This is a genomic window from Prolixibacter sp. DSM 2831, from assembly GCF_056493735.1.
In genome coordinates, this window is sequence record NZ_CM151379.1 from 1,433,616 (window position 1) to 1,457,700 (window position 24,085).

The following is a 24,085-nucleotide window of genomic DNA, read 5'->3' on the forward strand; positions in this document are numbered from 1 at the left end:
GCTTTATTTGAAACAGAAGGAGCCGGGAATGATTCCTGTTTTCATCGTGTCAACAGCAATTCCATTAGCTGTAAGCCGGTAAGCCAACCCTTGTTGCAAGTAATCGATGGCATCGCTCACATAAATATCCGAATTCTCCGGATCGACCCCGAGGCCGTAATAAATGGTTCCGGGGTTTTTTAATACCGGCACTGCCGGAAGTTGAGATGCAGTGACGGGCATTTGCCATACATCGTTGTTGATGAAATACAGTGTGTCGCGCGTGGCGTTGATGGTCAGACCCGAAGCAATATTATTGGAGTTGAGGGTGAAGGACTTTTCAATCTGCCCGGTTTCCGGATTGACCTGTTGCAATTCGGCCTGGCTGCCTGATGTTGTTCCGCCGTAGCTGCCGTCGCACAGTACCCAGAGCAGGTTGTTCTTGTCTTTTACCAATCCTTTGGGCTGCTTACCTACCTTGATTTCCCCGGTAACGACATCCTTCCCGGTATCGATTTTCAGGATGGTATTGTCAGACGACCAGCAGGTGACATACACGGTGTTGCCGATCTGCACCATCTGCTCGGTCGATGCATGGCCGGGCGTTGGAATGTTTCCGGTGATTTGAAAGGTAACCGGGTTGAAAATGGTGATGGCCGAAGCATACAAATCGGTTACATAGGCCTTCTTCTGGCTGACAAAATGAATATACCGCGGCGAAGTGAGCCCGGTGATTTTCCCGGAATATTTTCCCGTTTCGGTATTGATGACGTAGATTTTTCCCGAATTATTAATGGCAATGTATCCAAGCGAATCGAGGATGCTCATCGATTGCGCTACGTCGCCCATTGGGAGAGCATTGGTCGTGTAAAACAGGTTATTGATGGTTTCGCCGGTGGTTTTATCGTAAAAGGAGAGAGTGGCATTGCCCGACATGAAATTCCCTTCGTTCACAATGAATACGCCTGAATTGGAAAGCAATTGGTCGGACTGTTTTTGCCGGTGGGCGTCTATCCAGGCATTATCGTTCATGCATCCCGTCAGGAATAGACTTAACAGGAAAAAGGCAGCTGATATGTGGAGAATGTTTTTCTTCATTTCTCGCTTTTTAAAAGTCAAAACGAACCAAAAGTGAATAATTCCGTCGCGGCATGGGGCGTTGCAACACCGTTCGGTATTCTTCGTTGAACAGGTTGAAGATTTTTAGTTCCACCCCTAGCCTATACGTTTTCCAGTTCCAGTCCTTACCGGCAACCAGGTCGTTCATGAAGTAGGGATAGAGGTAATCGAGCGAGGTGTTTTTCTCGTTGCTGGTGGTGGTGTACCGCTCGCTGTAATAGTTCCACTGGTAGGTGACGTGGTATCCGTGCCGGGAAAGATTAGCGGAGAGATTGGCTGAGTGTTTGGGGATAAAAGGCAGCTGCTTACCAATGGATTGGTCGGCCCAGTTCACCGGGTTATCGCGATTGATGGAGCGCGTGTAGGCATAGTTGGCGTTGAGGTGCCAGTGCCACGGCCCTTCGTCACCTTCCAACGAAAGCTGGTATTCCAGGCCGCTGGCATCTACCTTTTTCATGTTCGAAGGCTCCCAATATCCTTTGTTGGTGGGCAGCCAGATAATCCAGTTGTCGATTTTGGAGGAATAAGCCGTAAGGGTGGTGTAGAGATGCATATGCGTGTAGCTCTTTTCGTAGGTCAGTCCTAAATCGCCGGTATAGCCTTCTTCCGGCTTCAGATCGGGATTCCCTCCCGGGATGTAGTACAAATCATTCAGCGAAGGCTGGTGGTAGTTTCGCGCTACATTGCCTTTCAGGTAAAGATTTTTATTTGACAACAGTTTGTATTCCAGTCCCAACAACGGCATAATGGGAGCTGCCTGGCTATCGTAAAAATCCTGCCTTACCAGGAAGGTGGAGGTGAACCGTTTTCCGAATTTCTTACTCAGTTGCAGATGGGCAGAGCTTTCGAGTCTCGTTTTGTGATAGCCATAGTCGGAAGCGAGCGGGGCATAATTTTGAGAGCTGACCTGGTACCGATCGACATCAATTCCGGCTGTGGCCGAAAAATCCTCGCTTTCCCGGTAGGTGAACAGTGCCTTGTTGAACCAGCTTTGGGCATTCGACCACGAGTCGACGACAACTTGTCCCGATGTGCCGTTGACGTTGGCCCTGAGCCAGTAGTTCATCTTGTCGAAGTTCAACCCGCTGCTGACTTTCAGGGTGGTTTTTGAGCCATAGTGATTCCATTCGGCGACAGCCCTGTGAATCTGGTCGGTTTGCCGGTTGATACCACCATTGGCCGAGGTTTCGTTGGTCATCAGCTGCGGGATGCTTCGCGAATTGTGCTGGTACCAATAATGTCCTGAAATGATGTCTTTGTCATCCGGCCGGAAGTAGATTTCCTGCAATATGCCATAATTGCGGTAATCGGCATTTTTGTTGCGCTGTTTCGGGTAAATGTATTCTCCGGTTTCCGCGTCGATGCTGGCGATAAACTTATTCCGGTAGGTAAAATCGTTGGCCGACTGACTGAGGAAGGCTTTGGTTTTGGATTGTACTTTTCGGTTTCCGGCTTTTACCTGAAAGAATTCGTCGTACGATTGGTAGCTGCCAACACCGGAGAGGACACTTCCTGAAAACCGGTTGTTCCAGTCGACATCGCTTTGCAGCTCGATGGTGCCGCCCAGTGCTCCGCTCTTTTCGGTGAGCGAACCGGAGCCGTGTAAAATGCTGACATTGTCGATGAAATAAACCGGGATGGTGGAGAAATCGACCATTCCCAGCATCGGTGAGTTCAGGCTGATGCCGTTCCATTCCACTTGCGTATGGGAGGGGGCTGTTCCCCGGAAGGAAGCTGTTGCCAGCGCTCCGCGACCGTAGGTTTTGATGAAAATGGGCGTGTTTTCGGAGATAAGTTCCGAAAGGGTTGCATTCAGCGATTTGATCATCGCTATCGAATCAACGTCCGAACGGATTAAACCCGCTTCTTCCTTTTTCTGCAAATGTTTGCTGACCACCGTGACCTCTTTAATTTTCAGGGTGTCGGATAACGACTGCGCAACCAGCTCCTGGCAAAGCGGAAAAATGAACAGTAGTATGATGGGAAGACGCTTCATTAAGCCGTTACAAAAGCGAGTTGCCTGTATGTCGGGCTTCGGCTTATTTTGCATTGTCGAGCATATTCAGATCCGCAGCGCCACTCACTTCGGTTGATACTTCGTTCAGCCATCCCGCAATCTGAAAAACATTGCTTTGCACTTTAATGAAATCGATGCCATCCAAATTGGCCGGTGAACCATCTGCATTCACCGCATCAGAGATATCAAACCGGTTTGCTTTTAAGTCGGTATCGTAATCCTGGTTGTTGTAAGTTTCAGCATAGCCCCAGGTGAACAGGCTGTCGCGCAGAGCCCAGTTTTCGGTGCTGTCGTTGGTACTGGTGTTCACATATGCATTGGGCAGGCGTTCGCCGTCAAAGGTTACTTCGGTTTTATCGCCGTAACCCGACCACCACCAACTGTTGGTGCCGTAATTGGGAACCAGTTCGCCGCTGTTACCCTGGTTGTCTTTCCAGGTTACATTATCACTGTCGGTGGCCGGTTTGTAGTAAGTCACTTCGTAGTTATGAATTGTTTCGGTGTTGTTGTATTCGCTGCCTTTTAGCTGCAGCCATGGGCCGTCGTCGGGTTTGCCGTTTCCGTTGGTGTCCTTCATTACGTAAACTACACCCGGCTCGGAAGATGCTCCCGGTTGTGCATAAACCGCAAAATCGTACCCATCGCGGTTTTTCACCGTGTGGTCGAAACCGGCAATGATATATCCGCCCCAGCCGCCCAGGTGCACAAAGCTTTTGCCATCAGCCCAGGGAGCACCAATGAAGTTGTCACTTTCGCTGGTTGTAACAATCGATGCATGCTGGCCGGGACCATATTGATAATCGAAAACATTGGTAATGTATAGCGAATTGGTAGATGTTACGGTAACCGTAAACCGGGTAGAAGCTTGTCCATCGGAGGTGCTAACCGTCAATCCGATTTGAAAGATGCCGGGAATATTTGAACTGAAATTGTAAGTCTGGTCTTGCGAAACCTGTTTGCCATCGTTGGTCCAGGTGTACATTGCTCCATCGGCATTGCTGGCTTGTGCGGTTAGCGAAAGTTGCGCACCTGCTGCCACTTCAAAACCTTGAGCGGGAATATCCATGGTAATTTCCGGTGGAAGAGGAGATTCGGTCTTGCTGCAGGAAACCAGGAAAAAAAGCCCTGAAAGCAGCATGTAGCTTAAAAGAATTAGTTTTTTCATAAGACTTAAAATCAATTGGTTGATGTTGAATAATTGATTTTAAGCTAAGGGGAAGAAAAACAAACTTGCATCGGTTGTTTTCACGCTTTTGATCCCGAAAGCTTAAACCAACCTGGCAGGTCTTCTGACTTATTCCGATTTCCGGTTGCCTTCCCGTTCTTCAACAGTGGCTTTGTAACCGAAAACTTACTATTCTGCTGAACGCAGAATCGGAAATTACAGCAGCGGGTACTGTTCCGGATTCTCACCGGATTCCCTTTTTATCCCCAACCATGTGGGAACCAAGTCGACGCAAAATTAACAAATATTTGGATGCCGGGGCGTGAAAATGAATGGTTATTGTCTTCTAAATTTATCAACCGTATTAGTTCACTTCCTGAACAGGGAACTCGACGCTAAAGGTGGAACCTTTTCCCGGCTCGCTTTCCACATCAATTTTTCCATTGAGCAAATTGACTGCCTGACGGGCAATAGCAAGTCCAACGCCGGAGCCTTCGATGTTTTCAGTAGTCTTTGCCCGGTAGAAATACTCGAAAAGTTTTTCCTGATCTTCCTTCGAGATGCCGACACCTTCGTCACGAACCGAAATTTTCAGTTTTCCTTCGGAATATTCAGCAGCTAATTTAACAGTTGTATTCTTATTGGAATATTTGATGGCATTGGAAATGAAATTACCGGCAATCTCGCGAAGCAACTTTTTGTCGATAAGGAGTTTTTCCGGCAATGAATTATGGGTGAACTCAACCCGGTGATTTTTGCCGACTCCTGATTGATAAAACTGGATCATTTTGTCCAGAAAGTCAATAATATCGATTGGTTCCGGATGGATTTCATTCAGTGTTTCGTATTCGCGGAACTTCAGGATATCGGATAAATGGTTGCTCAGAAGATTGACAGATTCCTTTATCAGTGAAAAGTGACGCGGTGTTTTTGCTCGTAATTTTTCATTGTCCATGTACCGTTCAAGCAGTTCGGTCGAACTGAAAATAGTGGTTAACGGCGTTTTGAATTCATGAGAAATGGTCGTGACAATTTTTGAGCGGAACTCATTGATTTCCTTTTCTTTCTCTAATGCTTTTTCGAGAAGTATGTTTTTTTGTCTCAGTTCTTCTGTTCGCCGGGCTACTTTTTCTTCCAGAATCCGGTTCATGTTTTTCAGTTCATTTTCCGCTTTTTTGATAAGAGAGATATCCCGGAAGGAGAAAATGTAACCACGAAACTCATTCTTGTCATCCCGGATGGGAGCGAGGCTGTAGGAAATTGGAAGTTGGTTATTGTTCTTACAAATGAAAATGCCTTCTCCATAGATTGGATCTAGCAACTGGTCGCCTTCTTTTTCTTCAGGAAAAAGGGGAGCGCCTGTTTCGTTTATCAGGTTGAGGGCCTGTCGAAAGTTGATGTTTTGCACTTCGCTCAATTGCAAATCGGTGAGCTTTTCTGCGGCAGCATTAAAAAACACGATGTTTCCGTCCTGGTCGGTCGAAACCACGCCGTCGGCAATACTTTTCATGGTAACCGACAGAAGTTCCTCATTTGCCCGTAGCTTTTCGGTCATGGTATGCCTGAAAATAGCCATCTCGAGGACCATGATCAGGTTGTCAGCCTGGAATGGTTTGATGATATACCCGGTAGGGTTGGTTTGCAGTGCTCTTGAAAAGGTTCGTTGGTCGTCGTCACCGGTAATGTAAACCACCGGAATGTTCAGTTCCTGCTGGATTAACGTTCCGGCATCAATTCCATCCAGCTCTCCCGGCATCTGAATGTCCATGAAAATGATGTCAGGATGCAACTCTGACGCAATTTTTATGCCTTCTTTGCCGTTGTTTGCTATAGGAAGAACATTGTAATCGTTCTGACGCAGAATGTTTTGTAAAAGTCGCGCCGAAATTATGTCATCATCAACGATAAGAATTGAGTGCCGCATATCTTTTACTTCTATAATTTTCTGTAAATTTAACTAACGATTTGCAAGTTGTTGATTCCTCAAAAACCATAACCAAATCTAAAAAGAGATACTTTGATTGACCCTATGAGCAACCCCTTTAAAAACATAATCCCATTCACATTATTGTGTTTGTTTGCCTGTTTTTCTCAGCCATCCTCTGCTCAGTCAGATGATTCGGTTCTTGTTGAACCGGCAGTTGTTAATATCGACAAGGGGTTTCCCGGATATGCTCATATCGTTGCTTATGCCGATTCCATGCTGGCGATGCATTATCAGTTGCACGATGTTTATACCGAAGCATACGATACCAGCCAGGTGAATCAACTTTACTCCCTCCATTTTTTATCTGACAGTCTGAAAGAAAGTTTCGATTCCTTCTATAATTTTCGGATAAAGCGGTTGAAACAAGACTATGGTTTCCGGATTTCAGGATATTACAACTATAATTTCAAGCCGGGTTTCGCCGACGAAGAAGATGTGTATTATAAGCAACGAGCTTACGTGGGCCTCGACTGGAACTTGCTGGGAAACGGTGGCTTGTTCGCTAATCAAATGCAGGCAAAGGAACTGGAATCGGCTTTGAAGGTTGAGCAATTTGATCGTTCTCAGCAAGTAGCGCGCGATAACTTTCTGTACCGGTATAATTACCTGATTTACGTTTTTAATAGTGAAAAGCTCCGCTTGATTTCCAATCGGATTCAGCTATTGCATGGATTGGAGAAAATTTACCGGGAGCTTTTCTATATCCGGCGTGTTGGCTGGGAAGAGGTGTTGAAAGTACGAGGTTTGGAATCGCGAATGAAAGCCATTCAGCGGGGATATAACGACTATAATTATCAATTGGCTCATCAGCTGCCGGCCTACGAAGAACTTCCGGCCGAAAAGGACAGCCTTCCTTTTCTGGATGTAGACCCGGCGAGGATGATGGTGCTCTACGAAACGCATTCGGTCGACAGCTTGAAGGATGCCGTTTATCTGGCCAACATCAGGACTAAGTACAAGAGCCTGGAGGGATGGATGATTCGCCCTTTTATCCGGTATAATTTTCAGCAGGGCGTAAATGATAACTGGCGCAAATATGGTTCGGCCGGTTTGTCGGCTGCAGTTCCCCTTCGTTTTGGTCCCTCGCGCAACCGCATATCTGAAGCTGCCGAAGTGTTATACGAAGCCAAAGAGAAGAACAAGGTATCACAGCGTAAGCTCGATTTATTCAATTATTTCTACGACCATCAGTACAAAAAATATCAGTTGTTTGAGTTCTATTTCAAACGAGCCCGGATTGAGGAGCGGATTCGCAAACAGCGGGCTTTTTTGCTCTTGAAGAGTCCGGCGTTCAGCCCGGTTCAGTTGCTGACAGATATCGAACAGAAGCTGGCTGTAGAAACTGAGTTGACTGACCTGAAGAAGGAGATGTATCTCGATATTCTGAAAATTCAATCGGTTCTGAATGATGTACCTGTTACCTCGTTTACCAAGCCGATGGAAATGGATGAGTATGTGAAGCGGTTTGCCGGCAAACGTTCTGTTTACATCTGGTCGAAAACGTTCTGTCAGATGGATATGCAAACATTGATTGCCGATCTGGACATGAATGAAATTCGTGAAGTGCTCCTGTCTCCCGGGAAATCATGTCCCGATGCTAAGCTGTCTGCTTTTCTGAAACAAGCAAAAGCTGAAGGAATCGAAGTGCATGATTTAATTGGCAACAACCAACTGCTTTTTGATTCAACGGAGCAAATTAATAATCGGTTGCAGGAGGCCGTTGACAAGGGATTCGATGGAATTCATCTCGACGTAGAACCGCAGGCATTGCCACAATGGGATTCCTTGAAAGAGGAATACCTGGCCCGGTTGGTCGACTTGTATTCCAAAGCACATGCGTTTGCTGATTCCCAGCATCTGAAGCTATCTGTTTCCATTCCGGTATTTTTCCCCGAAAATTATCTGAAAGAGATATATCGCAATGCCGATCAGGTTTTTCTGATGGCGTATGGATCCAACAGGCCTTCCACTATCATCAGACGAATTTCGGAGGAAACGGCTATCGATCCACAAAAGACGGTTTTGGCTGTCCGGCCGGGCGATTTTGTTAATCGTTTGCAGATGGAAGCAGTTATTGAGAAGGTGCTCGACTCGACTCGTGTCAGAAAAGTAGCAATTCATGATTTAAAAGCGCTACATCTGATGGCAAACGTACAATCTTTAGGCGATACGAACGTTGTAAAAGAGTACTCGGCATCGAATAAGCCGGAAGAGAAATCAGTGTATCATCTTCAGGTTTTTTCTGCGGACTATAAGTTGGATCCGGAAAAAGTGAAAAAAGAGTTGGATCTGGATGAAAATCTGATCGTTGTTCATAAAAACGGGTATTACAAATATTGTATACGAACCTTCGACAGCCTGCAAAAAGGAATCGAAGTCATGAAAAAGTTTCGCAAAATACCTCGTTTTTCAGGTGTGTTCCTGTTAAAGACTGATGTGGGAAGGCAGTCTGTGAATTGATTGAAGAAAAGTGTTTACTAACTAATCTGTAGCGTCTTGAAATCGTTTCGATACAATAAGAATGAAAAAGTAATCAGGGGTTACAAAGAGGAGCCTCTGCCGAAGCGCCGGGTCAACTGGGATCGGATTATCTACCTGATCATCTTCTTCATTATTCTGGCCAGCTTGATAATTTACGTCTTTCGCCGGACTTATTTTGTCTCTTCTTACGGAGAGGTAATTACCAGCAAGTTCGAGGTGAAGTTTGCCGATGACGTGAAAGTGGTGGATTATCTGGTCGATGAAAATGAGAAAGTGAAACGAGGCGATACCCTGATGATTGTTCGTCCGGAAATTTCTCCCAAAGATACGCTTGGACTGGTGAGCCAGGAAAATGACGCTAACACGGATTGGATTGAAAAGGAAAAGATTTCGACGCAGAAGAATATAAGCCTGAAGCGTATTGAGCTGCAGCGCACCAAAGATGAAGTTAAAGAGGTTCAGCAGCAGCTCCATAATCAACGCAACGAGGTGTATCTTGGACTGAATACAGCCGGCATATTGACAGCATCGGAAAATAAGGTTCAGAGTCTGGAAGCTGACGAGAAGATGCAGCAGGAGGAGATTCGCTATCTGAGAACTTACTACGCCAAATTGCTGAGAATGGAGAGAGAAATGAGCCGGGTAACCCGACAGGTTTTTGTGATTCCCCGGAATGTGCCTTTTATTTCTCCGATTGATGGTGTTGTTAGTCAGATATTCGCGCGTAAAGATGAGGTCAATTACCGTCAGGAAGTGGCCATGGACCTCATCAACTTCAAAAAGGTTTACATCATGGCGTATCTCGATCAGGAGTATTTTCAATACTTCAAAGTGGGCGATACGGTTGGAGTAAAATTTGGAAACGGAATGAAAAGCCTTGGCGTAATTAGCAATATTTATATGAATACTGCGGAGTTACCCAGCGAATTTCATAAAACCTATCAGAAAACACCACGGACCGTTTTGGCCCGGATTGACCCTGTCAATGCTGAGAATGTGAGTGAATGGAAACCTTACTATAAGATGGGGGTGACCGTTTATCGTCCGAAAATGTTCTACCATTGGTGGTTGAACTACAGAGAGAAGCACGTCGATGATGAATCATCGAATTAACCGGAAAGTCACTAACTAACGGGCAGTAGTCTATTTAAAAAGAATGCTTATGATTCCCGGAGGGAAAAAAATACAAAATGCGGGTAACTTCGAAATCTATCTGATTACGGATTACCAGGATCAGGATATTCGGCATTTTGCTCTGGCCGATGCATTGGTGCTCGACTGGCAGCAGCCGGATCATGCTACGGCTTTACTGAAGGAAATCCGAGCATCATTTATTGAATCGATTTACCTCTTGCCGGTATTTATTTTTAATGCGGATGGCGTTGTTAGTGATACACAGAAGTCGCTTTCCGATGGAGAATTGTCTGTTGTGCAGGAAGAACCTATCGGGAAAATGATCCGGCAGGTTAAAAAGAGGAGAGAGGATTTCACTCCGCATGAAACCAATAGTTCTGAAAACCGGATATTGACGAAGCTATTCAGGTATATGTACACCCGGGACAAGATATTGAATCCTGAGGTAGATGTGCATGCTCATATGGGATATGAGTATCCGCTTATCAGACTCCATTATCCGGCGGGTGAATCGATGGAAATGCTGAAAATTCTCAGACGGGGAACCGAAAACGATTTTTTTCAGGGAGTTTTTGTCGATAAAACCCATGTTTGTCCCAACTGCCATTCGGGTCACCTGAATTTAAGGGAGGTTTGTACCAAATGTGCTTCCGCGCATATTTCATCCGAGAATCTGATTCATCACTTTGTGTGTGCCTATATGGGGCCGGAAGGTGATTTTGTCACCAAGCAGGGATTGGTTTGCCCGAAATGTAACCGGCAATTGCGGCACATTGGCGTCGACTACGATAAGCCTTCGGTTATCTATCGCTGCCACGATTGCCGTCATGAGTTTCAGGAACCGGATATTACCGCTTTGTGTTTGAATTGCAAGACAGTGACTCCGGTTGAAAATCTTCTGGAAATTACGCTTGACAAATATTCGCTGACGGATTTAGGCCGCGATGCAGCGCGCACCGGAATTAAAGTGGCCGGCGAAGAGCGCGAATTTACGATTCCCGGCTTTGTGAATTTCGGCACATTCCTGACTTTCCTCCGTTTTGAAATTGAACGTGTTAAGGTTTCCGGGAAGGAGAGCCAAATGGGAAGTGTCAGTTTGAATTTGCCAGCTCGTTTGCGTTCCAATCGTCAGCAATTCGAGCGGTTAGTGCTCGATATCAGCGACTTTATCAGGAATAATACTGATTCCAGCGATATTCTCTCGTTTGCCAATGATAATACTTTCTTTATGATTTTCCCCGAAAAGGGAGCTACGGCAGTGGAGAAAATGCTGAACGATTTCAGGTCATCTATCGAGAAGTTGCTCAGCAATACATTCGAAGATGAACCGGAATGGAATCTGGCTGCCCAATATGAAACACTCAACGCTGAAACGGAATACAACGCACTGATTAATCAGGTGAAAACCATCTAACCCGTTTTAAATGATTGATTTCTGGCAACGTTTTTTTGACTTTTGGCTGAATGTTCCCCCTGAACGGATCGTCAGGCTTTTCTGGTATTTCTTCTTGCTGGAGGTGCCCCGGTATCTGCTTTTCGACCTGGTTGTGGTGGTCCTTTTCAGCTTAAAACGGTTGTGGAATTCAGATACCTACCAGGCCGCTAATAATCAGTTGTTTGCCGAAAATCCGCTGATTTCGATTATCGTTCCGGGGAAAAATGAAGGCCGGCACATCCCGAAGTTGGTGCAGAGCCTTACAGAACAGACATACCAGAATCTTCAGCTCATTATTGTCGACGATGGGTCGGATGATAACACTCCCATCATTTGCCGTAAGTTGGAGAAAGAGGGAAAGATTGACCTTTTTCTTCGGAATGAAGAACGGGGAGGAAAAGCTAGCGCAGCGAATCTGGCTTTGCGTTTTGCCAAAGGAAAATATATTGTCCACCTTGATGCAGATACTTCCTTTGACCGCGATGCCATTGAGAAAATATTGACACCGTTTTATACCGATTCGGAAGTTGGCGCTGTTGGAGGAAATGTAAAAGTCAGAAACTCCAAAGAGGCTGTCATTGCCGGTTTTCAGGCAGTCGAATATCTACAGACCATCACCATGGGACGTATGGTCGCGTCGTATTTGGGTATTTATAAGATTGTATCCGGAGCATTCGGTGCTTTTCGCAGGGACCTTGTCGAGCGCGTTGGTGGTTGGGATATTGGTCCCGGGCTCGATGGTGATATCACGGTAAAAATCCGGAAAATGGGATATCGCATCGTTTTTGAGCCACGCGCCGTTTCGCTGACCAATGTTCCTACCTCTATAAAGAAACTGTCAAATCAGCGGTTTCGCTGGTCTCGCTCCATGGTTCGTTTTCGCCTGAGAAAACATGCCGACATTTTTGTGCCGGACCAGAACTTTCAGTTTCGTAATTTCTTCTCTAGTGTAGAAAACCTGTTCTACAATGTAGTTCTCGATGCTCTTTGGTTTTACTATGTTATCAGGCTGGCAATTAACAACCCGGACATTATCTTTCTGATGATTGTGATGAAGATGTTCCTGTACGGGATGAGTAATTTTGTTCAGGTTATCCTGGTAAGTCTGATGTCGGAGCGGGGAAGACAGGAGATCAAACTCCTGATGTACATTCCGTTCATGTCGATATACGACGGTTATTACCTTCGCCTGGTCAGAACAATCGCTTATTTCAGGGAATGGTTGGCATCATCATCCTACGATGATGCCTGGAATCCAAGAAAATCTTCAGTACAGGCAAAAGAGCACCACCTCTGATTATACCAGAGGCAGGCTAATTTTTATAATCGTTCCCTGGTTGGGAGCGGAGTTAATCTTAAAAGTACCGTCGAACAATTCGACAACCCGTTTGGCATTGTGCAAGCCTAATCCTAAACCGCTTTCACTACCTTCACGTTGTTCGTAATCGACAAATGCACCGGCTTTCAGAATTTGCTCGTCACTCATTCCAATGCCTTCATCCTCGATAGATAGACGATAAACACTGTCATCGACAGTTGCCACCAGTTTTACATCCGTTTTCCGGGTCGAAAACTTGAATGCATTCTCAACCAGCTCACTGATGGCCATTTCCATCAGGTCTCTTGGAATTCGGACCGATGCATCAATAAGCGCCAGGCGCAAATCACTTTCACGCTTTGCTTCCTTAGCAACTGAATGGGCAGCCTGTTCAACAACTTCGTAGACATTCTGAGTTGCTGATTCTTTCAGTGTATTTAACTCGTCAGCTTTGTTCGATAAGGCTTCGAGGCGATAGAATACCAACGTTTTGGAAACGGTTTTCCGGAGCTTAATTCCGGCTTTCAATATCATGTTGACGAAATCGACAATCTCTTGCTTTTCCATGTTGGGATATCCGGTAGCAATCAATTCTGAAAATCCCACAATGGCTTTCATTGGATCCTGAAGCTCGGACGCGAAAGGCAAGCCAATCCGGTTGGTCAGGTTTTTGACGGTCTCGTCGGCTTTTTTCTTCATGGCGCCAATGCGCTCCAGTCGTGTGTTGACCGCATCCAGAAGCTGCTCAATTGTAAACGGCTTTGGAATGTAATCATCGGCTCCCAGCAACATACCTTCGCGAATATTTTCTACTGCACTTTTTGCCGTCAGAAAGATAAACGGAGTGGTAGCTGTAATCTCATTCTCCCGAAGTTTTCTAATCACTTCGTATCCATCCATTCCGGGCATCATAATGTCGCAGAGAATTAAGTCGGGTTGAATCTTACGGGCCATTTCTACGCCTATCTCTCCGTTTTCTGCGGTATGTGATTCGAAATTCTCAGCTTCCAGTATCTCTGCAATATTTTCTCGTACGCTCTCGGTATCTTCGATAATCAGAATTTTTGCTTTCATCTGTGTTGTGTTTGTGTTTTATCGCCAGATGTAACTCCTGAAGTCATCCATCAAGGTGTTGCATTGGGAAGTTAAGTTTGATGTTTTTTATAACACTAAGTGATTTAGTTGATTAACGCTTTCCTAATATTAACGACAAAATAGCGAATTTATTGGGAATACCTCCATCGAAAATTCACCGTTTCTTTGCTTTCTCGAAAGGCGGTTCATCAACGCAAAACGTCTTCTTCAAAACATCGTACAGACCCGAAACTAGTCGTCACAAAATCAAAAAGATGAACTAAAGTTTGATTTTATAGGCCATCACCCGGTTGTCGGCAAATGTGGGAACCAGCAAAACATTCTTCGAAGGTATGTATTCAAGGTCGGCTGCATTGATTTTTTTATCGGTTGTGTCGAATAACACGGATTGGCCGGTAGCCGATACGACCTGCACTTTTCCTTTCCAATCGGAAACAATGTATTTGCCGTTTCCAACCGCTTTTAAACCGTCAATTCCCCCGGAAAGGGATACCAGTTTTTCAACTTTTCCACTAACCGGATCGGCGGAAAAAATACCGTCGTTGGTGCCAATTAACAAATGACCTTTTTCACATAACAATCCATTGGGACCAGCAAGTGGTGCTACTTTTCCCCAAATCCCGAAAACGCCGTTTTCCAGTTTGTAAATTCTGCCGGTTCCTGAGTCGGAAACATACACAACTCCGTTTTGACTAATGGCAACATCATTCAGGAACTGCGCTTTTGGCGCCTCGTAGAACTTGATTTTTTTCGGATTTGTCAACGATATTTCTGCAAGGCGGTCGATATCGCTTACATACAATTTGTTTTGGTAGATGGCCATTCCTTTGGGGGCATTCAACCCTGTAGCAAACTTTAAGTCGATAATCTTGCCGTCGGGAGATACTTTGGAAATAAATCCTTTTCCATTCTTTTCTGAAGGATTTCCATTCACATTTGAAACGAACAAACAATTCTGACTGGCATCGTACAGCACCGATTCCGGTACTTTCAGCACACTTTCGGTTTGCCATATGGGACTGACAATTTGTGCATTCGATGTAAAAGCTGTTAGTAGCAGGAAAAGCAAGAATCCGGGAAGTGATTTCATCGTTTTATAATTTGGTTTTTTGAATATCAATAGAGTTTGCTGTACCGACTTTGTCGTCTGGTCTTTTGCACTCGATGTGGAATGAACTAAACTGAACTTTAAAGTTACGATAGCTTTCAGTAAAAGTCAGGCTACGGCCTTCTTTTTTCTTGAAAACGTTGCAAAGAAGGTGATGATAACACCTACTACGAATAATAAAACAACTGCCGGAATGTTTAGTTTGTAATCCGGAAGAATAATTCCGGCTTTATGCAGTTTGGTCAGGTAGTAAACCGTTAGGAATACCAGCCCGTTGTGCATCGCATGTCCGGTGATAGCTGCCAGTATTGAACCAGTCCGGATACGTACCCAACCCAAAATGAGACCGAGTAAGAATGTTGCCGGGAATTGCCAGGGATTGAGATGAAACAAGGCAAAGAGTAGCGCAGTGTAAAATATAGCCAGGGCTTTTGGATAATTTCGAATGAACCCTCGCATGATTAACCCACGGAAAATCAACTCTTCCACAATCGGGGCGATGATGACCACCCGGAGAATTCCTCCCCAAACGCCTAAGTCGGAGTCGAAGAGGCGCGAAAACATTTCGATAAACCATCCCGGCGGTGGAAGTAGTGTTTCAAAAGCTGCATTGATTTTTCCCAGCGAAATCTGGAGTGCTGCCAACATCAGTAACAATCCGGGAATGACAAAAATATTGAAAAGCTTAAAGGGAAAAACACTGCCAATTTTCAGTCCGGTCTTCCGGTATCCCCAATATAAAATGAAAAGCGTTGAGCCAAAGAAAACCGGGACTTTTACCCAAGGTTCATATAGCCAGTCGGTGCCGTGATAATAGTCGTATAGAGCAAGAGGAAAATCAACCAGGGTCTGTATAAAAGTATACAGTACAACCAAGTGGACTGCCGCCCAAAAAGTAGGGTAGTATCGCGTTTGTCTTTTGCTCAAATTCGGGAGAATTATAATCGAATATAACTAAAAATGTACGATCTGATGTGTTTAACCATAAAAAAGGAGGAGCCTTTTGGCTTCCTCCTAATAAAACATTGATTTCATAGTTAAGTTTAGATGTTCTTTTTCGCCAGATAAAAGTCCACCATTTCGTAGTCCGACTTTTCGCGTTCCTCCATTGCCTCTACCGAAGTTGGAGGTGGAACGATTACTTTCTCGCCCGGCTGCCAGTTCAGCGGCAGGGCTACTTTGTGCTTGTCGGCAGTCTGAAGGGCTTTCAGTGCGCGAACGATTTCGTCCATATTTCGGCCCACATTCAGCGGGTAATACATAATCAACCTGATGATTCCATTCGGATCGATAATAAAGACGGCTCTTACTGCGGCAGTGGTTGCTTCACCCGGCATAATCATACCGTATTTCATGGCAACATGCATATCCAGGTCAGCAATGATTGGGAAATCGAAAAGTACGCCGGTGTTCTTTTTGACGTTGTTCACCCAGGCAACATGAGCGTGAATACTGTCAATACTCAACCCGATCAATTTGCAGTTCATATCCTTGAATTCTTTATGGCGGGTGGCAAAACCGCTCATTTCGGTGGTGCAAACCGGTGTAAAGTCAGCCGGGTGAGAAAACAGGATAACCCAGCTTCCTTTGTTGTATTCCGAGAATACCAAATCGCCATAAGTAGTAGTTGCTTTGAAATCAGGAGCCTTATCACCAATGCGGGGCATGGGATTTTCAATATGTTCTTCCATAATAGATTTTTTTGAAATTAGTTTAATTAATCATGAGTAACTTAAAATTACGAGGATACGCGGCAAAAGTCAAGGTGATTTACACTTCTTAACTTCCAGTTGGCTAGTTAATTGTATTTAACCGATAGTTATGAATGCTTAACAAGGAAAAGGGATGAGGACAAGATGCGACTGGGAACGAAAATTTTTGTAGTCAATAACATACGCGAAAAATGATTCAATCAGCTATTGACAAAAACGTTTTTTCGTACTTTATTTGTTTCTGAAACCTTTAGGTACAGTCGTTTGTGAACGGGTATTTCCTTTTTCGGTTTCCTGCGTAAAAAAACAGATAACTGTTTGATATTTTAATCAAAAAGTAGTTACTTTGCGAACTGTTTGAAAAATGTAACGGACGGAAGTAAAAAATACTGAAATGTCAAGAGTTTGTCAGATAACCGGAAAAAAGGTGATGGTGGGTAACAATGTTTCTCACTCAAAGCGCAGAACTAAGAGAAAGTTCCAAGTGAACCTCTTCCACAAGCGGTTTTACCTTCCCGAGGATGATCGTTGGATTAACCTGAATGTTTCTGCTGCCGGGTTGCGCATCATCAATAAAAAAGGATTGAATGCAGCCCTGAAGGATGCGAAAGCAAAAGGTTATATTGATAACATCTAAAAAGGAGCTTGAGAAATGGCAAAGAAAGGTAATCGTGTACAGGTAATTCTGGAGTGCACCGAACATAAAGAAAGTGGAATGCCCGGGACTTCCCGCTATATTTCTACTAAAAACCGGAAAAACACTCCTGATCGTCTGGAGTTGAAAAAATACAACCCGATTCTTAAACGTGTAACCGTTCACCGGGAAATAAAATAATTTGAATCATGGCTAAGAAAGCAGTTGCAACACTTCAGAAAGGTGCCGGAAAAGCATATTCCAAAGTAATCAAAATGGTGAAATCGGAAAAAACCGGTGCTTACACATTCGTTGAGGAAATGGTTCCTAACGATATGGTTAATGACTACTTCAAAAAGTAAATCATATTTCCGTACTAAAGAGAAAGCTTTCGTCAATCGCTGATGAAGGCTTTCTTTTTTTATATACACCAACAAGTTGAACCGGGGCTTTTTAACGGCAATTTTGTATCTTCGCCCTGCAATAATCTGATACCATGGGGATATTTAATTTTACCAGGAATAAAAAAGAGAACCTGGATAAAGGTCTCGCCAAAACCAAAGAGAGTGTATTTTCCAAACTCTCGCGTGCCGTGGTTGGCAAATCGAAGGTCGATGACGAAGTTCTCGATAACCTCGAGGAAGTTTTGATCACTTCGGATGTAGGCGTGGATACGACCTTAAAGATCATCGAACGCATCGAGGAACGTGTGTCGCGTGACAAATATCTTGGTGTTGCCGAACTAAATATCCTCTTGAAGGAAGAGATAGCTGCACTGCTCGAAGAAAACAATTCGACAGATGTGTCGGATTTTGAATTGCCCGATCGCCCGGAACCATACGTGATTATGGTCGTAGGTGTGAATGGAGTAGGGAAGACCACAACCATTGGCAAATTAGCTCATAAGTTTAAAGCGGCCGGCAAGAAAGTTTATTTGGGAGCGGCCGATACGTTCCGTGCTGCAGCCATCGATCAGTTGCAGATTTGGGCCGACCGTGTAGATGTTCCCCTGGTGAAACAAAAAATGGGCTCCGATCCGGCTTCTGTAGCTTTCGATACGCTTCAATCGGCCAAATCCAACGGAGCCGACGTGGTTATCATCGATACTGCGGGACGTTTGCATAACAAGATCAACCTGATGAATGAGCTTTCTAAAATCAAGAAAGTGATGCAGAAGGTTTATCCCGGTGCCCCGGATGAGGTTCTGTTGATTCTGGATGGTTCAACCGGACAGAATGCCTTCGAGCAGGCCAAACAATTTACCAAAGCCACCGAAGTTACTGCCATGGCGTTGACCAAACTGGATGGTACTGCCAAAGGTGGCGTCGTCATCGGCATTTCCGATCAGTTTAAAATTCCGGTGAAATATATTGGTATTGGCGAAGGAATGGAAGATTTGCAGATATTTAACCGAACTGAATTTGTCGATTCGTTGTTTAGCTAACGGATTCGGTAAATCGATAAAACACTGGATGCCGCTTGTGCATCCTTTTTTTGTATATAGGGAAACCATTCAGTAAACAGGATATAGTGATGAAGAAAAAAGTGAATGTGGTGACCATGGGGTGCTCGAAGAATCTGGTCGATTCAGAATTGTTTCTGAACCAGCTTCAGCACAACGGGTATGATGTGGTGCATGATTCGAATGATACGGATGCCCGGATTGTGGCGGTGAATACGTGTGGGTTCATTCTGGATGCGAAAGAGGAATCGGTGGAAGCAATCATGAATTTTGTCGATGCCAAGAATAAAGGAATGGTCGACAAGCTCTTTGTTTTCGGATGTTTGTCTGCCCGCTACCGCGATGAGTTGATTAACGAAATTCCCGAAGTGGATGGGTTTTACGGAAAATTCGAAGTGAAGAAAATGATTAGCGATTTGAAGGCTAATTATTATATGAGTCTCAGTAACGAACGGTACCTGACGACTCCGTCACACTACGCGTTTCTGAAAATATCGGAAGGTTGCGACCGGACCTGTTCCTATTGTGCGATTCCGCGCATGACCGGAAAGCACATCTCCAAACCGATGGAGGATATCATCGAGGAAGCAACGCTACTGGCAAAAAAGGGTGTGAAAGAATTGCTCATCATTGCACAGGATTTGTCCTTTTACGGAATGGATCGCTATAAGAAAAGCATGCTCGACGAATTGCTCAACAAGCTGTCCGATATTCCCGGCATCGAATGGATAAAGCTGCATTACGCTTATCCGGCCGGTTTCCCTTACAAGATTCTTCCTGTGATGCGGGAGCGGAAAAACATGGCGCGTTACCTCGATATTGCGCTGCAGCACTCCAGCAACCATATGCTGAAAATCATGCGTCGGAATATTACCCGGGAAAAAACCATTGAATTGTTAAACCGTATCCGGAAAGAGGTTCCCGGTATTCATATTCGCACTACGATGTTGGTGGGGCATCCCAGTGAGACGGAAGAAGATTTTGAAGATTTGAAGGCGTTTGTTCGTGAAATGCGCTTTGAACGGTTGGGTGTTTTCCCTTATTCTTTCGAAGAAGATACGTATGCAGGAGAAAACTACAAAGACGACGTTCCACAGGAGGTAAAAGAAGCCCGTGCAGCCGAATTGATGCAAATCCAGCAAGAAATTGCTGCCGAGATTACCGCTGAAAAAGTCGGAACAGAAATGAAAGTGCTCATCGACCGTAAGGACGAAGATTTTTACGTTGGACGCACCGAATTTGACTCGCCTGAAGTAGATGGGGAAGTTTATATCGACAGCCAGGGTAAAGAGCTGGAAGTTGGGACCTTTTGCCAGGTGGAAATTACCCATACAAACGATTATGATCTCTACGGAGTTGTAAAATAAGAGACCCAATTGAAAAGGTATAAATATGCATATTTATACCTTTTTTGTCTCCCTCCTTTAGCCCTTTGGTTTATCTCTTCTGACCTAAAGCATTATAATTTAAGCTTTTTTAGTAAACATATTTGTCTGTTAGCTGTTCAGTTTAATGAGTTAATCACTAAAAATTTTAAGCTATGGATAAATTTGGATACGGACTTCTCGGAACATTTGTTATCGGAGCAGTCGTCGGAGCATCGGTAGGTTTGCTGTTTGCTCCGCAGAAAGGTGAAGACACCCGCAAATGGATTGGCGACAAACTGAACGACCTCGAAGGTGAAGTGGAAGCCATGGGTAGAAAGCTAAAAACGCAGGAATCAAAAGCTGAAGAGACATTAAACAAGAAAATTCAGGACCTGGAGAAACAGTTGGGTGACTTGCTGAAAAAGTCAAAAACAACTGAAGCCAAGTAACTTATCCTGTAGATAAATTTAAAGCTTATGAAAGATAGCCTGACAGAAGACACCGAAAAGCTGAGCCAAAACCTGAAAGAGTACGTTTCGGCCAGAATAGAATTACAAAAGCTGACATTGGTGGAAGAAAGCACGCGGGTATTGTCGCGGTTTTTCTCAACGACAATCGTTTGGCTGTTGGGTATTCTGGTACTGTTCTTTGCTTCTATCGGATTAGCTATTCTTATCGGTCAGTGGCTTCAAAATCTGGCTCTCGGATTTCTTATCCTGGCCGCAGGCCTGTTGGTTTTTGGACTACTGTTTTACTTGTTAAGCAAGAAATGGATAGAACAATCGGTTTTATCTAATATTTACAACATGGTTTTCTCTCAGAAAAAAATGCAACAGGATGAAGATGAAGAAGAATAGAACCATACGAAGTTTAAAAGATGTAGAGATGGAACGTCTCCGGATGGAGTACGAAGTATTAATGGCTGAACATCGGCTGAATATCAGTTGGTTATCTCTTCGTAGTGAAATCAATCCTGAAAACATTGTTCGAAGCCTGGCGGCCAAGGCTTTGGTTCCGCTTATTGCAGGCGTTAGGCAATGGTTGTTAAACCGGAATAAATAGCATTTGATTCGTTATCACATGAGATAAACAAGGGGGCACTTTACGATGCTCCCTTGTTTGCTATTTCCCCATTCTTATTCCGGAAAGATCGTGTGACGGTGCGGTTATACCCCGGTTGACAAATTTCACATCATTGATGGAATAAAACGCATTGGGATTGTATTGTTTGATGATTTCGGCAACGTTGCTTAAATCGTTCCGCTTTACGATGCTGTAAATAACACTGACCCACTTTCCGGTAGCTCCTTCTGCATTGTGATGGGTGATACCATATCCTGCATTTTTCAGCGCATTGATTAATTTCGTCGAGTCTTTTCGGGTGATAATCTGAAGCTGTACAATACCAACAGCCAGCCTTTCCTCAATCATCAAACCGATGAAGTTACCCGCTGCAAAACCTCCGGCGTAAAATATGTAGCAAACCCAGTTGTCGAGGTTTTGCACAATCTTACTCATCGCCAATATCCAGATAAATACCTCGAAGAAGCCCAAAAGCGGTGCGAGATTCTTTTGTCCTTTCGATACCATCACAATGCGAATGGTTCCTATGGTTACGTCCAAAATCCGGGCAAAGAATATCATTAGGGGAAGAACCAGGTAGTTGAACAGGTTCGAGTCCATGAAGGTAGCGTCCATCGGTTTGTTAGTTTTAGTTTTTCTGAAAAATATGAAAAAACCCGGGAAGTTGTCCCGGGCTGTATCTTTAAAACTCTGATTTAAAGTGGAAGCTTAACTCCGGAAAATCACGTTGAGCCATATCCAATATAAATGGCGAATCGGCCATGAAGACGTCACGTCCGTGTTTATCCTTGGCCATTTTGTTGTGTTTCCGTTTTTTGAAATCAGCCAGTTTCTCTTTGTCGTCACTTTCAATCCAGCAGGCTTTGTACATCGAAAGGTTTTCCCACCGGCACTTCGCATTGTATTCGTGTTCCAGCCGGTATTCAATTACCTCAAACTGAAGTGCACCTACCGTTCCGATGATTTTTCGACCGTTCAACTCACTGGTGAAAAGCTGTGCAACACCTTCGTCCATCAGCTGGTCAACACCTTTGTTCAGCTGTTTGGATTTCATCGGGTCGGCATTCTCGATGTATCGGAAGATTTCTGGCGAGAAGGATGGAATACCTTTGAAATGCAAATCTTCGCCTTCGGTAATGGTATCGCCAATGATGAAATTGCCCGTATCGGGAATACCTACAATATCACCGGGATAGGCTTCTTCGATAATCTCTTTCTTTGAAGCCATGAAAGCAGTCGGGCTGGAATACTTGAAATTCTTTCCTAACCGCATGTGCTTGTAGTTGGTATTTCGCCGGAAGGTACCGGAGCATATTTTCACAAAAGCGATGCGGCTACGATGGTTTGGGTCGATGTTGGCGTGAATCTTAAATACGAAACCGGTAAATTTTTCCTCTGTGGGGTCCACGTCACGCTCTTCTGCATCTTTGGGGCGTGGATGCGGAGCGATGCGTACGAATGTGTTCAGTAACTCATGTACACCGAAGTTATACAAGGCACTTCCGAAGAAAACCGGCGCCAAATCACCGGCACGGTAATCTTCTACATTAAATTCAGGGTACACGCCTTCTACCAACTCCAACTCTTCACGCAATACATCGGCATCGTTTCCAATGTAATTTTCCAAATCCGAAGAATCGAGATCTTCAAAGCTAATGCCTTCTTCAATCTCTGTAATACTGGGGTTGAAGAGTCTCAGGTTTTTATCGAAGATGTTGTATACTCCCTTGAAATCGGGACCGTTGTTGATGGGCCAGCTCAGTGGACGAACCTTAATTTTCAGTTGTTCTTCAATTTCGTCGAGCAGGTCGAAGGAGTCCTTCGTTGGGCGGTCCATTTTGTTGATGAAAACAATCACTGGTGTTTTGCGCATCCGGCACACGTTCATCAGCTTTTCGGTTTGCGGTTCCACACCTTTGGCGGCATCGATTACAATAATAACACTATCGACAGCAGTCAACGTGCGGAACGTGTCTTCCTGGAAATCCTGGTGACCAGGCGTATCCAAAATGTTGACTTTGTATCCCTCGTATTCGAAACCCATTACCGAGGTAGCCACCGAAATTCCACGCTGACGTTCAATTTCCATGAAGTCAGACGTAGCACTCTTCTTGATTTTATTGCTTTTTACCGCTCCGGCCGTATGGATGGCACCACCAAAAAGCAACAGCTTCTCAGTTAATGTGGTTTTACCAGCATCCGGGTGACTCACAATTCCAAAGGTCCTGCGGCGTTTAATTTCTTCCTTAAAACCCATAACTAACTTTTGAGTGGGCAAAGATAGCCTTTTTCGGACATCAGAGAAACCATGTGTCATGAAAACAAATGGGTTACCCGAAGCCTGTTCTGGGTTTATTTATAGGCTCCTTTATTTGGGAATCAGGCTGGTTGGTAAAAGTTGAGAGCAATGGTGCCTCCGGCAAAATTCCGGGAAGAATGATGTTTCATGGGGAGGCCATCGATAATACTGGTCAATTCGCCGTTCTTCCTGTAATATCGGAAATTACGGTAATGGTCGCCACCAACCATGAATTCAGCGAACGAAACTGCTTTGTCGGCAATCCATTTTCGGTTTTCGGTAAAGTGATAGTCAACGATGATTAAATAGCCATCGGGTTTTACCACACGAAGCATTTCCTTCAGAATCAGGCGACCTTCTTCCGGGCTTTTCTCATGCAATGCCAGTGAAATCATCACTGCCTGGTATTGCTGGTCGCGAAAGGGTAATGCGGTGGCATCGGCCTGGATGTAGTCGATTCCGGACGATTTCTTACGGGCGACTCTCAGCATGCCGTCCGAGCGGTCGACTCCTGTGCACCGGATTCCTTTTGTAGCGAGCCGGCGAAGCTGACTGCCTGTTCCGCAGCCTACATCCAGTATATTTTCGATTTTTAAATTGACAAGTAATTCTGTTAAGTCTTCTCTCAATCCGGTTAAAACCGGTTCCACTAAGGGATCATAAATTCGGGCAAACCAATACGACTCCATT

The 24,085-nt window shown here is 44.6% G+C and carries 23 protein-coding genes and 1 riboswitch; of the genes, 12 read left to right on the forward strand and 11 right to left on the reverse strand.

Annotated elements, in window-relative coordinates; all coding sequences use genetic code 11:
- Nucleotides 1-3 precede the first annotated feature (3 nt).
- The 4 genes from AC060N_RS05675 to AC060N_RS05690 all read right to left on the reverse strand — a co-directional run bounded on the left by AC060N_RS05675 (nt 4) and on the right by AC060N_RS05690 (nt 6,204).
- Nucleotides 4-1,077 (reverse strand): YncE family protein, encoded by a 1,074-nt coding sequence (locus tag AC060N_RS05675; protein WP_479526244.1) that lies wholly within the window; start codon nt 1,075-1,077, stop codon nt 4-6.
- Between the two features lie 10 nt (nt 1,078-1,087).
- Nucleotides 1,088-3,148, reverse strand: coding sequence for a TonB-dependent receptor plug domain-containing protein (locus AC060N_RS05680; RefSeq protein WP_479526245.1), 2,061 nt, complete (start codon nt 3,146-3,148; stop codon nt 1,088-1,090).
- Nucleotides 3,138-4,280, reverse strand: a complete 1,143-nt coding sequence (locus AC060N_RS05685; RefSeq protein WP_479526246.1) for a PKD-like domain-containing protein — start codon at nt 4,278-4,280, stop codon at nt 3,138-3,140. The genes AC060N_RS05680 and AC060N_RS05685 overlap by 11 nt, the downstream gene beginning before the upstream one ends.
- A 97-nt stretch (nt 4,281-4,377) precedes the next feature.
- Nucleotides 4,378-4,581: riboswitch (cobalamin riboswitch) on the reverse strand.
- A gap of 63 nt (nt 4,582-4,644) precedes the next feature.
- Nucleotides 4,645-6,204 (reverse strand): hybrid sensor histidine kinase/response regulator, encoded by a 1,560-nt coding sequence (locus AC060N_RS05690; RefSeq protein WP_479526247.1) that lies wholly within the window; start codon nt 6,202-6,204, stop codon nt 4,645-4,647.
- A gap of 150 nt (nt 6,205-6,354) precedes the next feature.
- On the opposite strand from AC060N_RS05690, the gene AC060N_RS05695 reads away from it, so the two are divergent.
- From AC060N_RS05695 to AC060N_RS05710, 4 genes are read left to right on the forward strand one after another with little or no spacing between them, the layout of a single operon-like run.
- Nucleotides 6,355-8,727, forward strand: coding sequence for a glycoside hydrolase family 18 protein (locus AC060N_RS05695; RefSeq protein WP_479526248.1), 2,373 nt, complete (start codon nt 6,355-6,357; stop codon nt 8,725-8,727).
- A gap of 36 nt (nt 8,728-8,763) precedes the next feature.
- Nucleotides 8,764-9,861: an HlyD family secretion protein gene (locus tag AC060N_RS05700; protein WP_479526249.1), complete on the forward strand. Its 1,098-nt coding sequence runs from the start codon at nt 8,764-8,766 to the stop codon at nt 9,859-9,861.
- A gap of 43 nt (nt 9,862-9,904) precedes the next feature.
- A complete protein-coding gene (locus tag AC060N_RS05705) occupies nt 9,905-11,296 on the forward strand; it encodes a TackOD1 domain-containing metal-binding protein (protein WP_479526250.1) in 1,392 nt (463 codons plus the stop codon).
- A 10-nt stretch (nt 11,297-11,306) separates the two neighbouring features.
- On the forward strand, nt 11,307-12,614 hold the full coding sequence (locus tag AC060N_RS05710; protein ID WP_479526251.1) for a glycosyltransferase family 2 protein: 1,308 nt from the start codon (nt 11,307-11,309) through the stop codon (nt 12,612-12,614).
- Here the strand turns inward: AC060N_RS05710 and AC060N_RS05715 are convergent, their stop codons facing one another.
- From AC060N_RS05715 to AC060N_RS05730, 4 genes are all read right to left on the reverse strand, one after another.
- A complete protein-coding gene (locus AC060N_RS05715; RefSeq protein WP_479526252.1) occupies nt 12,615-13,709 on the reverse strand; it encodes a hybrid sensor histidine kinase/response regulator in 1,095 nt (364 codons plus the stop codon).
- Nucleotides 13,710-13,989: 280 nt separating this feature from the next.
- The gene (locus AC060N_RS05720) at nt 13,990-14,820 is read right to left on the reverse strand and encodes an SMP-30/gluconolactonase/LRE family protein (RefSeq protein ID WP_479526253.1); all 831 of its coding nucleotides are present in this window, start codon (nt 14,818-14,820) and stop codon (nt 13,990-13,992) included.
- Between the two features lie 126 nt (nt 14,821-14,946).
- Nucleotides 14,947-15,765 carry a lysostaphin resistance A-like protein gene (locus AC060N_RS05725; protein WP_479526254.1) on the reverse strand — a complete coding sequence of 273 codons (819 nt, stop codon included), beginning with the start codon at nt 15,763-15,765 and terminating at the stop codon, nt 14,947-14,949.
- 116 nt (nt 15,766-15,881) lie between these two features.
- Entirely contained in the window at nt 15,882-16,529 is a 648-nt protein-coding gene (locus AC060N_RS05730) for a peroxiredoxin (protein ID WP_479526255.1), read from the reverse strand.
- A gap of 415 nt (nt 16,530-16,944) precedes the next feature.
- Here AC060N_RS05730 and rpmB point away from each other — a divergent pair, with 415 nt between their 5' ends.
- The 8 genes from rpmB to AC060N_RS05770 all read left to right on the forward strand — a co-directional run bounded on the left by rpmB (nt 16,945) and on the right by AC060N_RS05770 (nt 21,075).
- Nucleotides 16,945-17,187 carry a 50S ribosomal protein L28 gene (rpmB, locus tag AC060N_RS05735; RefSeq protein WP_106542191.1) on the forward strand — a complete coding sequence of 81 codons (243 nt, stop codon included), beginning with the start codon at nt 16,945-16,947 and terminating at the stop codon, nt 17,185-17,187.
- A gap of 15 nt (nt 17,188-17,202) precedes the next feature.
- Complete coding sequence (gene rpmG, locus AC060N_RS05740) at nt 17,203-17,385, forward strand: 50S ribosomal protein L33 (protein ID WP_106542190.1); 183 nt, start codon at nt 17,203-17,205, stop codon at nt 17,383-17,385.
- 8 nt (nt 17,386-17,393) lie between these two features.
- A complete protein-coding gene (locus tag AC060N_RS05745) occupies nt 17,394-17,546 on the forward strand; it encodes a DUF4295 domain-containing protein (protein ID WP_106542189.1) in 153 nt (50 codons plus the stop codon).
- 134 nt (nt 17,547-17,680) lie between these two features.
- On the forward strand, nt 17,681-18,628 hold the full coding sequence (gene ftsY, locus AC060N_RS05750) for a signal recognition particle-docking protein FtsY (protein ID WP_479526256.1): 948 nt from the start codon (nt 17,681-17,683) through the stop codon (nt 18,626-18,628).
- An 89-nt stretch (nt 18,629-18,717) separates the two neighbouring features.
- Complete coding sequence (gene rimO, locus AC060N_RS05755) at nt 18,718-20,013, forward strand: 30S ribosomal protein S12 methylthiotransferase RimO (RefSeq protein ID WP_479526257.1); 1,296 nt, start codon at nt 18,718-18,720, stop codon at nt 20,011-20,013.
- A 173-nt stretch (nt 20,014-20,186) separates the two neighbouring features.
- Entirely contained in the window at nt 20,187-20,462 is a 276-nt protein-coding gene (locus AC060N_RS05760; RefSeq protein WP_479526258.1) for a YtxH domain-containing protein, read from the forward strand.
- Nucleotides 20,463-20,489: 27 nt separating this feature from the next.
- Nucleotides 20,490-20,870: a phage holin family protein gene (locus AC060N_RS05765; RefSeq protein ID WP_153638207.1), complete on the forward strand. Its 381-nt coding sequence runs from the start codon at nt 20,490-20,492 to the stop codon at nt 20,868-20,870.
- The gene (locus AC060N_RS05770) at nt 20,857-21,075 is read left to right on the forward strand and encodes a hypothetical protein (protein WP_153638208.1); all 219 of its coding nucleotides are present in this window, start codon (nt 20,857-20,859) and stop codon (nt 21,073-21,075) included. Before AC060N_RS05765 ends, AC060N_RS05770 begins: the two co-directional genes overlap by 14 nt.
- 60 nt (nt 21,076-21,135) lie before the next feature.
- Here AC060N_RS05770 and AC060N_RS05775 read toward each other — a convergent pair whose 3' ends face one another.
- From AC060N_RS05775 to AC060N_RS05785, 3 genes are all read right to left on the reverse strand, one after another.
- Nucleotides 21,136-21,711: a DUF2179 domain-containing protein gene (locus tag AC060N_RS05775; protein ID WP_479526259.1), complete on the reverse strand. Its 576-nt coding sequence runs from the start codon at nt 21,709-21,711 to the stop codon at nt 21,136-21,138.
- A gap of 67 nt (nt 21,712-21,778) precedes the next feature.
- On the reverse strand, nt 21,779-23,353 hold the full coding sequence (locus AC060N_RS05780; protein WP_479526260.1) for a peptide chain release factor 3: 1,575 nt from the start codon (nt 23,351-23,353) through the stop codon (nt 21,779-21,781).
- 122 nt (nt 23,354-23,475) lie between these two features.
- A complete protein-coding gene (locus AC060N_RS05785) occupies nt 23,476-24,084 on the reverse strand; it encodes a class I SAM-dependent methyltransferase (protein ID WP_479526261.1) in 609 nt (202 codons plus the stop codon).
- Nucleotide 24,085: the final 1 nt, after the last annotated feature.

Excerpts from the sequence above, each read along its gene's own strand:
- rpmB (WP_106542191.1), top strand. The coding sequence starts at position 16,945 with ATGTCAAGAGTTTGTCAGATAACCGGAAAAAAGGTGATGGTGGGTAAC.
- AC060N_RS05675 (WP_479526244.1), bottom strand. The coding sequence starts at position 1,077 with ATGAAGAAAAACATTCTCCACATATCAGCTGCCTTTTTCCTGTTAAGT.
- AC060N_RS05760 (WP_479526258.1), top strand. The coding sequence starts at position 20,187 with ATGGATAAATTTGGATACGGACTTCTCGGAACATTTGTTATCGGAGCA.
- AC060N_RS05780 (WP_479526260.1), bottom strand. The coding sequence starts at position 23,353 with ATGGGTTTTAAGGAAGAAATTAAACGCCGCAGGACCTTTGGAATTGTG.
- AC060N_RS05765 (WP_153638207.1), top strand. The coding sequence starts at position 20,490 with ATGAAAGATAGCCTGACAGAAGACACCGAAAAGCTGAGCCAAAACCTG.
- AC060N_RS05775 (WP_479526259.1), bottom strand. The coding sequence starts at position 21,711 with ATGGACGCTACCTTCATGGACTCGAACCTGTTCAACTACCTGGTTCTT.
- AC060N_RS05785 (WP_479526261.1), bottom strand. The coding sequence starts at position 24,084 with ATGGAGTCGTATTGGTTTGCCCGAATTTATGATCCCTTAGTGGAACCG.
- AC060N_RS05770 (WP_153638208.1), top strand. The coding sequence starts at position 20,857 with ATGAAGAAGAATAGAACCATACGAAGTTTAAAAGATGTAGAGATGGAA.
- AC060N_RS05680 (WP_479526245.1), bottom strand. The coding sequence starts at position 3,148 with ATGCAAAATAAGCCGAAGCCCGACATACAGGCAACTCGCTTTTGTAAC.
- AC060N_RS05730 (WP_479526255.1), bottom strand. The coding sequence starts at position 16,529 with ATGGAAGAACATATTGAAAATCCCATGCCCCGCATTGGTGATAAGGCT.
- AC060N_RS05705 (WP_479526250.1), top strand. The coding sequence starts at position 9,905 with ATGCTTATGATTCCCGGAGGGAAAAAAATACAAAATGCGGGTAACTTC.
- rimO (WP_479526257.1), top strand. The coding sequence starts at position 18,718 with ATGAAGAAAAAAGTGAATGTGGTGACCATGGGGTGCTCGAAGAATCTG.
- AC060N_RS05710 (WP_479526251.1), top strand. The coding sequence starts at position 11,307 with ATGATTGATTTCTGGCAACGTTTTTTTGACTTTTGGCTGAATGTTCCC.
- ftsY (WP_479526256.1), top strand. The coding sequence starts at position 17,681 with ATGGGGATATTTAATTTTACCAGGAATAAAAAAGAGAACCTGGATAAA.
- AC060N_RS05685 (WP_479526246.1), bottom strand. The coding sequence starts at position 4,280 with ATGAAAAAACTAATTCTTTTAAGCTACATGCTGCTTTCAGGGCTTTTT.
- AC060N_RS05690 (WP_479526247.1), bottom strand. The coding sequence starts at position 6,204 with ATGCGGCACTCAATTCTTATCGTTGATGATGACATAATTTCGGCGCGA.
- AC060N_RS05715 (WP_479526252.1), bottom strand. The coding sequence starts at position 13,709 with ATGAAAGCAAAAATTCTGATTATCGAAGATACCGAGAGCGTACGAGAA.
- AC060N_RS05745 (WP_106542189.1), top strand. The coding sequence starts at position 17,394 with ATGGCTAAGAAAGCAGTTGCAACACTTCAGAAAGGTGCCGGAAAAGCA.
- rpmG (WP_106542190.1), top strand. The coding sequence starts at position 17,203 with ATGGCAAAGAAAGGTAATCGTGTACAGGTAATTCTGGAGTGCACCGAA.
- AC060N_RS05720 (WP_479526253.1), bottom strand. The coding sequence starts at position 14,820 with ATGAAATCACTTCCCGGATTCTTGCTTTTCCTGCTACTAACAGCTTTT.